Source organism: Candidatus Zixiibacteriota bacterium, assembly GCA_036397555.1.
In the GTDB taxonomy this organism is placed as follows: Bacteria; Zixibacteria; MSB-5A5; order WJJR01; family WJJR01; genus DATKYL01.
Window position 1 is genome coordinate 23490 of the sequence record DASWIS010000018.1, and the last position, 11658, is coordinate 35147.

The following is an 11658-nucleotide window of genomic DNA, read 5'->3' on the forward strand; positions in this document are numbered from 1 at the left end:
GGGTATGTCGATTGGTGAGTGTTACTACATCATCGCTCCGCAGGGGGCCGTCAGCCCAAGGGCTGACCGGCACAATATCAGCACGGCAGCGACCGCGGCGGCGGATAGTTTTTTTGTGAGGTTGGGGTATGCCGATTGGTGAGTGTTACTACATCATCGCTCCGCAGGGGCCGTCGGCCCAAGGGCTGACCGGCACGGAAATGGACTGGAGCACGACACCACGCCTACTTGACGATCAAAGTTTTGCCGACTGGGGCGCCGAGTTCAGATTCGACCCTATTGGGTGCCGGCGCCGCTGAGAGGGTGGGCGAGTCCGGGTGGTGGGGCCTGCGCAGCCGGTGCGATGACGCCAGCCGCCAATAGAAGCGGCCAACCTGGCGTGAGTTGCGATTGATGTTCTCGGTCATAACAGGTCCGAGGTTCGCAAATGATCGATGAACCGACGGTTGATCGACCTCTGTTGCTTTTAATCCGACCAGTAGCATCGTTCTTGCAGCCAGATCGCGCGGCTGAATCCAACGCGACCACATCAGATCGCCTCTGCCGATAACACCTCTGCCGGCGAATTCGTTTAATGAGTCAACGCCGGGCACATCGTAGAAGCTGGCTTCGCTCGCGACCCAGTACTGATCGACGCCGACAATGAGCGGCTCATGGCCGGTCTCGGCTTCCACTTTAAGTTCAAGTGCCTCAACAGCCCGTCCGAATTCTTCCCATGCGACCGGGAGCTTGTACCAGGATTCACCTCTGAACCCCGGCGCACCCACGAGAATCCAGGACAGTCCCACGGGAATTAAAACCACGCCCGCCGCGATCGTGGCCGCCCACGCGCCCTTCAACGGAGAAAGCACGCGACGGGAGCAACGCGATCGGCGCTCGATCATGCTGTGGGCCACCCACGGCAGGACAGCCAGCCAGACAGGACCGGTCCAATTGAGCTTTGTCTGATTGGCGAGACTGTGCACGACGAACACGGACAACGGCAGGCCGCAGAGCATCAACGCCCAATGGGCGTTTCGCGCGGTCGAACCGTTCCGCTCGGCAGCGGTGCGCCTGGCTTCTCCGAGGCGGAAGATGGCTTTGGCGGATTCCCACAGCCCGATCGGTGTCAGCAGCGTCAGTGCGCTTGCGACCAGAATGTGCAGGTGGAAATCGGGCGGAAATGACCAGCGTCGTGTCCCCTGAAAAGCAAACGACAGCCAGCCATTTTGGTAATTCCAAACCAGGACAGGCAGGAACAGAACAACCGACAGCAGGAGAGCGAGGTACGGTCCCGGCGTTGTCAGGCATCTTCTCGCGTTGGAATCGACGAGGAGAAAGACGATGATGGCGCCGCCGATGAGGACCATCGTGTACTTGGACAGCAGCCCCCATCCCATCGCCAGCCCGACTCCGATCCACGCCGTCGGTTTCTTGTCGACCATCGCGCGACGAGCGTAGAACAACGTAGCCGCCCAGGCCGCGTAGAGGGGCGCATCGGGAGTCATAAGAAATCCGACGGACCAGTAAATCGGGAGGACCGCCAGCAAGATCGTGCACGCCAGCGCCGACTTGCGACCGAAGAGGTCATAGGCCAGTCGGTACATATAAACCGCCATCACGATCCAGCTTAGAAACGCCGGCAGCCGGACTCCCAGTTCGGAATCGCCGACCAGCGATGTCGACAACCAAATCAGCCACGCGGACAACGGGGGATGATCGAGATAGCCGATGTCGAGATGTTCGGCATAGTTCCAGTAGTACGCCTCCTGGGGAAGGAGATCAATCAAACCCAGGAAGAACAACCGGCCCATCATGGAAATGCCGACGACCCATATCGCCATGCGAAGAAGGCCGGACGCGCCTGCATCGCGGGGTTCGGTTGTGGCCGGATTCATCTGGTTGCTCTTGCGTGCCCGTGAGGCGCCCGCACTCGTGTACGAATCGGCGGCCGGGTTGACATGTCAACATGTAAGACATCGGCGGGCACCCTGACTCTGATTGGCTGCCGCGAGCAAGTCGGTGGGCTGACGCATTGAACCAACGTCCGGTCGGCGTTGGCGGATCAGGATATAGAAGCACTGGCCGGGCCGGTTGTGCTGCACTATCTACGCGGCATGCGCTCCGATGCCCACCGGCGCGATCTGGCGTTCTTGTATGTTGCGGCGTTTCTGCGTTCGACCGCAGTCGGGTTGGGCGCTGTCATCCTCGGCCTGCTGCTGGTGGCTCAGGACCTGCAATCGACGCAGATCGGTGCGGTGATTACCGCCGGGTTGGCGGGGAACGCGTGTGCGGCGCTGCTGATTACACTGCGTGGCAGCCGCGACGGACTGAAGCGGCGGCTCGTTGCGCTGTCTTTGTTGTCCGCCGCCGGCGGCGTAGCGATCACGGTCGCGGTCAGTCTGCCGCTGACACTGCTGGCGGCATTTGTGGGGATGCTCAACGGAATGGGACGTGATCGTGGTCCGTTGTTGATTTTGGATCAGGCCATCCTTCCGTCCGCGATCGACGATCGGCAGAGAACCAAAGCATTCGCGTGGTACAATGTCATCCAGGACACGGGACATGCGCTGGGGGCGCTACTGGCCGCCGGATGCGGGACTTTGGTCGGGACTGCCGCCCTGTCGCAGTCCGGCGTGTACCGTCTCGGCATGCTCGTGTACGCGGCGCTGATGGTATTGACGGCACTCGCCTATGCGGCGCTCACCCGAATGGCTGAATCGCCGAGAACCGCGACACTACAGGCGATCACTCCCGAGACGAAACGGATCGTCGTGAGACTGTCACTGCTGTTCGGCTTGGATGGGTTGGCCAGCGGCTTTGTGACGACGGCGGCGCTCACCGCGTTCTTCATGCATCACTTCGAGGTTGCACCGGAGACGATCGGGGCCCTGTTTTTTGCCGCGCGCGTGGCCAATGTGATCAGCCACCTGGCGGCAGCCCGCATTGCCCGCCGATTCGGTCTGGTCAACACCATGGTGTGGACGCATATCCCGTCGAGCGTGCTGTTGGCCACTGTGCCGTTTGCGTCCAGCTTCGCGCTGGCCGCGATCCTGTTTTTGATACGCGAGTCGCTGGTCGAGATGGATGTGCCGACGCGTCAGTCGTATGTGATGGCCATGGTCGGACCCGATGAACGTGTGTTCGCATCGGGGGTCACGGGACTGGTCCGTCTGGCGGCTTGGGCGATCAGTCCGGTGATCGGAGGGATCGTGGCGGAAGGGCTCGCTGCGTTTACACCGTTTGCGGCGTGCGCCGGCGCGAAGATTCTTTATGATCTGCTGCTGTATCGTTCATTCGGACGACTCAAACCGCCCGAAGAAATCAGGCCGGTTTCCTGAGCCGGAGCAAACGTCAGGGCCGCAGGGCTGTGTCCTGCCTGTCCCGACGGAGTCGAGGGGGGCGAAGCGAGGAGTTCTGAGCTATGAACCGACCAGAAACCGTAGATGCATGAGAAGTCGAACTACGTGTCGCTGAATTCAATCTCGATGCCCTTACCGGCCTCGAGTTTTCGACAGTAAACCAGTTCGGCGTCCTCCGGGAGCGTTTCCTGAAGCTCGCCTCTCTTGGTCCTGTACGTATCGGGCTTGATGCAGACAGGTTTGTCCCCAACGAATCCGTCGATACCTCGTGATTCCTCCTCAGCGTTCGCCAGCCGGTACTCGACGTCCCGATGCTCGGCAATGAATCTTAGGATCGCCTGTTGAAACTTCAGTCCAATGAAAGTCTTGACGATGACAAGGTCTTCGACCCATCTCTTGACCATCGGTCGGTCCACGGTCGCGATGGCCACCCTGAGTGCTTGTAGTTGTGCCAGTATCTTCTCAGTTGCCTGATCGATACTCGCAGGGCGTGTTTCGTTATACCAGTCCCGCCACTCCTCCAGCGTGCTTCCCGCGAACTCCTGGATCAGGTCGCTCATCTGGCCCACGACACGCGGCCGTGTCCCCTGGGAAAACTTGTTTGCGAGGTTGATGAGTGGCCAGACGTACTTGGGAAAGTCTTCTGTGCGGACGTCGAGAAGGATCTTAAGGTCTTCGGAGCTAAGTCTAAGTTTCACGCGGCGAAGAAACGGTTACGTTACCAATGCGGCAACCGGTTTCGGATTCGCCTCAGCGGTGACGAAAAGGACTTGGGAATCATCAAAGAGATTGCCGGAGTCACCGGCCAGCTTGCGCCTGATAACGGTCTCAAATGTGGTGTTGATCTCAACACCAATTGAGTGTCGTCCCTCGATTTTTGCCGCAAGTGAAGTGGTGCCGCTCCCCAGAAACGGGTCGAGAACCGTTTCGCCCCAGAAGCTGTACATCTTGATCAGACGCCGGGGCACTTCGACCGGAAACATGGCGCCGTGTTCTTCCTGGCGGTCCGGGTGAATAGACCAGACTCCTCGAAACCACTCGCTCCGCTGTTCCTTGGTCAGGCGACTGCGCTCTCTTTGTTCCTCCGAAACAGATGGCGCGTTGCCCGGCTTCTTGAGCAGGATGATGTACTCGTGCTCGTAGGTAATGTGGCCATCACGGGGATGATACGTTGAGCCCATCCACTGCCCGCCGCCGCTCGTCTTCGTTGTCGAAATCTTCCTCCAAATGATGTTTCCCATGAAATCGAATCCCAGTCGCCGGGCGACGCAAATGATGTCTGCCGGGATCGGCTGAACGCGGTATCTGCCATGCTCTGTCGCGCGCAGGTACTGATCGCCGATGTTGATGGCTGCCCGGCAGCCCCCACTGAGAACGCGCCGAATCTCCATCAACACTCGTTCAAGGTCTGCAAGATAGTCTTCGTACGATTGACCGTGGCCAATTTGGTCGGGGTGATCATAATCCTTGATCGACCAGTACGGCGGAGACGTCACAACGAGTTGAATCGACTCGTTGTCGACTAAGTCCATGTGACGGCTATCGCCGAAGACGATCCGGTGGTTCGTCGAATTCCTTCGAACAAGTCCGTCTGACATTCTGCCGCCTTCTGCGCCCGTCATTATCCGTCGTTCAACATTGAATTCCATTGCCGTACAGCGGGAGTCTCGTCGGATACTGGCAGGATGTCAATCATCTTCCGGAGGGCACTCCTGACCTGGGTACGGAACCAAACCGTCACTTAATAATCACGATCTTCCCCACCTGCGCTCCGAGTTTGGAGTCGACGCGGTAGATGTAGATGCCCGATTCGACGGCCTGCTGATTGCGCGTCACCAGGTCCCAGCCGACCGAGGATTCGTAGCGGGTCAGATGCGGATCGGGATGGTGAATCTCGCGGATGAGATCGCCATCGAGCGAATAGATGCGAATGGTGGCCTCGGCCGGGAGATTGACAAACCAGATGCGGCGGTCGGTCTCCTCCCACTTGGGCTGGTTGACCGCCTCGAACCCCTGATCGTAGTAGTTGGTCCACTGGCCCATGCCGTCGCGGAAACGGCTCTTATACGGATTCGGATATACGCTGACTTTCAATCCCGAATCCTCGACGACATCGGAGGAGTAGATCAGGTGGACGAATTCATTGTTTCCCTGCGGCGGCGTCTCCTGCGGCTGCAACTCGCTGCGGTAATCTCCCTGATCGAATGCGGTGACAGCGACGTAGATCGGCTCGGAGATGTTGAGGTTGGAAATCTGCGCGCGATAGAGGCCATAGGTGAGCGTGTCATCGTCGATGATCGTGTCGCGTTCGCCGATGCGCTGGACGAGATTGGTTTCGAAGGCGACGCCGTTCCAGTATGAGTTGCCGGTGTTGGCTCCCTCCGGCTCCCAGTATGAGTATCCCTCGCGCTGCACGATCTGGGTGATTTGGCCGAAGGCGTTGCGGAATGTGTCGGCCACGGTATCGATGAGCGATGTCGTGAATGATCGTTCTGGGTAATCGCGCGGATCGAAATCGGGATCGTTCAATTCGATTCGCCATTCATCGGCCGACATCGGCAGCGACACCTGTTTCCACTGGGAGGGGTGATTGACCCGGCGCCAGTCACTGTACGCGGGGAAATAGGTGATTTTTTTGAAATTGTCGGGCGTATCCCAGTTGGCCATCAGCGTGTATTGATCCGGCAGGTCGGATCGGGCCATGTAGAGCCGGTAGCCCTCGAAGTCGCGACGCGCGGTCAACGGGTCGACCTGCAACTCGCTGTGTTCTCCGGTCCAGGTGATGACGACGTCGCCGGGGCGTGTGCTGGTCTCGAAAATCGGTGGGCTGGGCGCGCCGGGGATGCTCCAGTCGGGAACGCCGTCGCCCTTGTACCAGACCGATTCGCAGATCAGAGTCTGGCGGAAGTTGCGGCAGTTGACCGAATGCGCGCGTCCGGCATATCCATCGCCGTCGGTATCGAAGCCGGGAATGTCGAACATCCAGTCGGCCCAGCGGGCGTTGTTCAGAAAGTCGCCGAAGTTCAGCCCGGCATAGAAATCGTCGGGGTTGTTGGGACGAAAATCGGCGCTGTAGTTTGCGGGATCGACATGGAACTGATCGGCGGTGACGATGGCGAACGTGAAGGGCACCGAATCGCCGGGTTGGATATCGCTGAACGGTCCATAGGACACGAGGATTTTGCCGTCGCCGCCTCCGGCGAGCTGCCGGACTTGTTCGGTCTGCTGGGGCGGACGTGCCCAGCCATCCGGGGAGAAGTCGATGGCCGCGCGCGCCTGGTCATAGTCTTTCTCGCCGTTGGTCATCATGCGGTATCGTCCGCGATCACCCACCGGCCGGCCGAGCGATCCGCCGTAGCCCTCCTGCTCCAAACTGTTTCGCGGCCCCCAGTCCAAGGTGAAGGTGTCGGACCACCAGTTGAAATTGAGTCGCGCGCCGCTGGGTCCCCGCAGCGGCCGGACACCAACCACGCCGGTCGCGCTGAATGGGGTGAACACTCCGTGGTCGGGATCACCGTCGTTGTCGGCCATCCAACCCAGCTCCATCGGCTCGGCGACCGGCGGCAATCCCGCTCGCGGTATCGGACCGGGCACAGAGGCAACATACCCGCAGAGATCATCGGTGGCTCCCACACCCAGCCGCTCAAAACTGGACACATCGCCATCGACAAAAAACCCGATGCACCCTTCGCGGATCGGTTCGGTCCCGATGTTGACCGCCCAAAGATCGACGATGACAAAGGGCTGAGCCACTTCGTAGGTCCAGACGCGGGTAGTCTGATGGATTTCCACAGAGATCGGGATATGCTGGCGGCGTTCGATTTCGTCACCTTCGAAGACTACGAGGCGGAAAGTATCGGAATAGACGGCGTAATACTCTTCGTCGGCCATTGCCTGGGGGCTGTAGTGCACCGAACCGCGGTGGTTGGTCATCTCGACGATTGAACGGGACGATTGAAACTCGCGCGCCCAACCGACCTGCTGTGTTCCGGCCGTGCTGACCAGTGTGTCGGTACCGCGGACACAGCCGAACGCGATGCCGCCCAAGTTCAGGTAGTTGGTTCGATCGCCGGGCGGCAGACAGAGCGACGGCGACCAGTTGATGCGCAGGTCGCGCATGTCATCACGTGCCAGGGGCATGCTGGACTCGAATCCGACGGAAGTCGCGCGCGGTCCGCTGCCGAAAACGCCGAAATTCGTCAGATTGAGCCAGAAGAGACCCGCGTCGTGGATGCGCGACTCGGCCACCGTTTGGGCCCGGGCCATGGCGGCTCCGCCGAGCGACGCACAGAGGACCATGATGGCGACGGCCGTTCGGCCGATGTCAGCAGAATCTGATCGCGGCATAATGAGTCAAAGGGCACACGGCCCTGTTACGCAGGGTATTACATTCGGATGCGCGATATATTCCGATCAGGGCGGCCGTCACACATCCGGACCGTCATCGGTCTCTTCGGTCTCGATGCGCTTGAGATGAATGGTCGAGACGACCGATTCGCCGATGAGCCCACTCAGCCGCGCTTTCGTCGTGGAATCGAACATGTCGGTCTGGAGTGCCTTGGCGAGCTTGCGGCGCTCCAAGTCGGACACCTGATCCCATAGACCGCTGTCGCGCACCAGTTGTTCCAATTCAACGCGTTCAGGGTTTTTCTTGTCCGGCAGCTTCGGCTCGCGCCGTATGTTGACGGAGACACTGGCATGGTGTCCGGTGAGGCGGGTCAGATTCTCCGTGGCTGCGAATTTTAAGACCATTTGTTTCGCCGCTTCCAGTTCAGTCGTCGCCACGTCAACGCGCTGTTTGGCGGAGGCGTAGTCATCGGCGATGCGGACTCCATCGTCGGCGGCGAACTCTTCGGGCGTCATAGCCGCCGTGGCAAACTGGTGTCGTTTCGCGGGGCAGATCGACTGAAATTCGCACCAACTGCACAACGTCGACTCCTGTGGAGGAAAGTCGTTCCTGTCGGCGGCGGCGACGGCCGTGTCGATCAGGCGTCGGGTGTCATCCTTGAGTGCCTCGAGCGCCTCCCTGGTTCGAGTTGATGTCAGTGTGCGATTGGCACGCAGGTAGTGCCAGATGAGTCGGACCGGGCGCTCTTCGCGCCATCGTTGCTGGATGCCGATCTGGTACAGCGCCAACTGCCGTTCGCGATCGACATCGTCCTGCGTCGGCAGGGACCGCGATGTCTTGTAGTCGTGGATCTCAATCGTGCCGTCCTCGGCTTCGGCGAGTCGGTCGATGAATCCCTGCAGACGGTACGCGCCGGAGCCGTCCAGATCGATCAACACCCGGTCTTCGAGCGCCAAAACACGTCCATCGGAAAATGGGTAGTTCCGCACGAAGTAGTCCTGCAGGCAACGTCGGCCGACATTGCGGTAGTCCTGCGCGGTGAACTCGGGCCGGACGATGAAAACGTCATCGCCGAGGTTTTTGTCCCAGTAGCGCTCATAGAAGTCCCGCACCTCCTCCCACTTCGGGGTGCGTTCCATCAGAACCGACTGGTAGAGCGATTCCAGCGCGTCATGGACCGCCTTGCCCATGAACGCCTCAATCGAGGTGCGTCGTTCGATATCGGGCTTCTCGATGTACCGGAAGGCGTACTTGCGCGGACACTGCTCGTACGACGACAGCCGGCTATGGGAGTACAGAGTCATCGGTGCTCGTCATTGGGCGCGGAAACCCGGCGGCGCTCTCGCCGCCGCCCGTTTCCGTATTCAACGTATGGGTATGCCGTCGATTGCCGCAACCACTTCCCCACGGGCTCGTAGCGGGCCGGGGTCTGCACGGACGGCGGGTGTGCGCCTCCTCGTTGACAAGGACGCGGTGATGGATAGATTGATCGCGCGGGATTGGCCCGCGAGTGGATCGGACCATGTCCCGCCACCTATTCGCAGCATCCCTCTCACTGTCGCTTGCGTGTGCGTCGTCGCTTGCGGCGCTGGCACGATCCGCCCCGGACTCCTCACGAATGACCGGTTCAACGGCGCTCGATCCGGAGGGATTGGCGCCGCGGTTCCGGATTCACACGAGCACATCGTACCGGACCACGATCACCAACCGGGGACAGCTCGGGAGTCTGGGGTTCGACCTGGTGGATTCGTCAGACGTCGATTCGCCGAATCCGCGATGGGCGCCGGGGTTTGAGTCGCCGCCGTTTGCGCGCGTCGACTATCTCTACGAGGCGGGGCTGTGGGTCGGCGGGATCGTCGGCGGCGACACGCTGGTATCGACGGGGACGCTGGACTTCTTCATCGAGGGGGAGTTTCGCCCGTTGGGCGCCGACCCGCCAGTGTATTCCGACGCACTCGGAGACGAGGAATACGGTACGGCGTATGCGGACACAGTGACGGAGACATCGGAAGTGGATGAGGACATCGTCGATGGGGCGCATCGTCCGCTGCCGGTCCGTGTCAGTCAGCGCTCGCGGCTCGTCGGCGACTCAGTCTACAGCCACGGACTGATCGTGGAGATTGTCGTCACCAACATCGGCGATGAAACGATACGTGATCTGTGGCTGGGGTGGCTGGTCGACTGCGATATCGGTCACATCGACATGGCCAATGTCTGGCGGCACGATCTTTCCGGTTACCGAACGGGCGCTATTGCACTCGAAGGGGCGACATTCGACATCCGCGCCGGATGGAGCGCCGACAACGACGGAAAACCGAACGACAACGGCGCGTACGATGACTCGTCGGCAACGTCGGTCTTCGGAGCGATGTATCTGGGCGGTGAACCGGAACTGACCGAGCGTTCCTTCAATTGGTGGAACCGCGGGTTTTCAATGCAGCAGGCCGTGGTCGATTGGGGACCGCAACGGACACCCGGCGTGACCAATGCCATCGGCGGACGTGGTACGCCGATCGGAGATGGGTTGCGTTACCGGTTCATGTCCAATCGTGAGTTCGATTACGATCAGGTGCACGCGGCCGTGGATCGCACCGCCGACGGCTGGATCGCACCGACCGATTCGGCCATTGCGCGGGACATCGCCAACGGCACCGATACCCGGTTTCTCCTGACGATGGGAGAGACTGATCTGGCTGCGGGCGATTCGCTCGCCTCAGTCTGGACGTTCGTCGTCGCACCCGGCTGGCACACCGATCCGAACCACTTCGACAGCACGTTCGATCCGGCATCACCCGATGACTACCTCGCCGGGCTCAATGTGCCGGCGCTTGATTCGTCACTGGCGCGGATGATGCAGCTTTGGCAAACTGAGTTCGCGGTTGCGCGCATCGGCCCGCCGCGGAATTGGGTTTTGTCCGGCTGGGATGATCACGAGGCGTATCTCTCATGGTCTCCGCGCGGTACGTTGCGTCTGGCCGGATATGATATTCTGCGTTCGCTTGACCCGTCTATCTTCCCTGATCTGCCGATTGTTTTACTCCCCGAAAACGATACCGCGCACACAGACTCCGGATTGGATCGTGAGCAGACGTACTACTACGCGATCCGTTCGCGCGGTGAGGATGGCCGCACCGGAATGCTCTCGGCGCCCGTTGACGTGCTGCCGGACCGGCCGATGCGACCCAGCGGACTGCTCACCAGCCGTGCCGACGCGCGCATCGACCTGACATGGAATGAACCATCGGAGGCCGATGTCGTGAGGCATCGCGTCTACCGGCGCATGCCGGGGCTGGCGTACGGGCAGATTGGAGAATCACAAACCGATGCATATTCCGATCAGGCAGCGCGCAATGCGCACATCTACGAGTATCAGGTAACGGCCGTCTCGGTCCTGGGGAATGAGAGCTTTACGAGCACGCCGCGAATCGGGATCGCTTTCGCATTCGACGGCCTGCCGCTGTTGTTAGACGAGACGCTTTCGGGACCGACGAGCCAGACGGATAAGGACTCGGTGGCGACGATTTGGAATCGGATGGTCGAACCGGCTTCGTACCGCGATGCCGATCCGGCGGCGCCCCATCCGTTCACCTGGCGCATCGTGGAGCCGGCGTCTGTCTCATCCGCGCCGCGCACCGACCTGACGGCGTTGAATCTGTATGACGCCCATCCGGTGACGTTCGTCGTATCCGACGGGCGCTTTGCGATCCGTCCGGAGACACTCGACCAATTGCCGTTGTATGTCGGCGCAGGAGGTATTGCGATACTGTCGGGACGAGACTTGTTCAATTCAGCGCCGTTGGCGAAGGGCTTTGTCGAGTTCGGTCCCGGCGATTTCGCCTATGATGTGCTCGGAATCAATCGCGCCTACTATCCGGAAGTCCTCTTGTCGAACCCGACACGCATGAATGCGGAGTTTGTCGCCGCCGATCCTGCAATGACCGGTTGGCCCACGTTGGATGTCGATCCCTC

General features: G+C 60.5%; 7 protein-coding genes. 2 read left to right on the plus strand and 5 right to left on the minus strand.

Going from position 1 to position 11658, the window contains the following annotated elements:
* Positions 1-224: 224 nt before the first annotated feature.
* A complete protein-coding gene (locus tag VGB22_06415) occupies positions 225-1877 on the minus strand; it encodes a glycosyltransferase family 39 protein (protein ID HEX9750900.1) in 1653 nt (550 codons plus the stop codon).
* 198 nt (positions 1878-2075) lie between these two features.
* Here VGB22_06415 and VGB22_06420 point away from each other — a divergent pair, with 198 nt between their 5' ends.
* Complete coding sequence (locus VGB22_06420) at positions 2076-3320, plus strand: MFS transporter (GenBank protein ID HEX9750901.1); 1245 nt, start codon at positions 2076-2078, stop codon at positions 3318-3320.
* 122 nt (positions 3321-3442) lie between these two features.
* Here VGB22_06420 and VGB22_06425 read toward each other — a convergent pair whose 3' ends face one another.
* The 4 genes from VGB22_06425 to VGB22_06440 form a co-directional block, all read right to left on the minus strand.
* Complete coding sequence (locus VGB22_06425) at positions 3443-4039, minus strand: MjaI family restriction endonuclease (GenBank protein HEX9750902.1); 597 nt, start codon at positions 4037-4039, stop codon at positions 3443-3445.
* A gap of 15 nt (positions 4040-4054) precedes the next feature.
* Positions 4055-4939, minus strand: coding sequence for a site-specific DNA-methyltransferase (locus VGB22_06430; GenBank protein HEX9750903.1), 885 nt, complete (start codon positions 4937-4939; stop codon positions 4055-4057).
* A gap of 139 nt (positions 4940-5078) precedes the next feature.
* Positions 5079-7607, minus strand: coding sequence for a hypothetical protein (locus VGB22_06435; protein ID HEX9750904.1), 2529 nt, complete (start codon positions 7605-7607; stop codon positions 5079-5081).
* A gap of 159 nt (positions 7608-7766) precedes the next feature.
* Positions 7767-8993 (minus strand): PD-(D/E)XK nuclease family protein, encoded by a 1227-nt coding sequence (locus tag VGB22_06440; GenBank protein HEX9750905.1) that lies wholly within the window; start codon positions 8991-8993, stop codon positions 7767-7769.
* A 314-nt stretch (positions 8994-9307) separates the two neighbouring features.
* On the opposite strand from VGB22_06440, the gene VGB22_06445 reads away from it, so the two are divergent.
* Positions 9308-11658, plus strand: a 2351-nt coding sequence (locus VGB22_06445; GenBank protein ID HEX9750906.1) for a hypothetical protein, incomplete at its 3' end; no start/stop codon positions are given.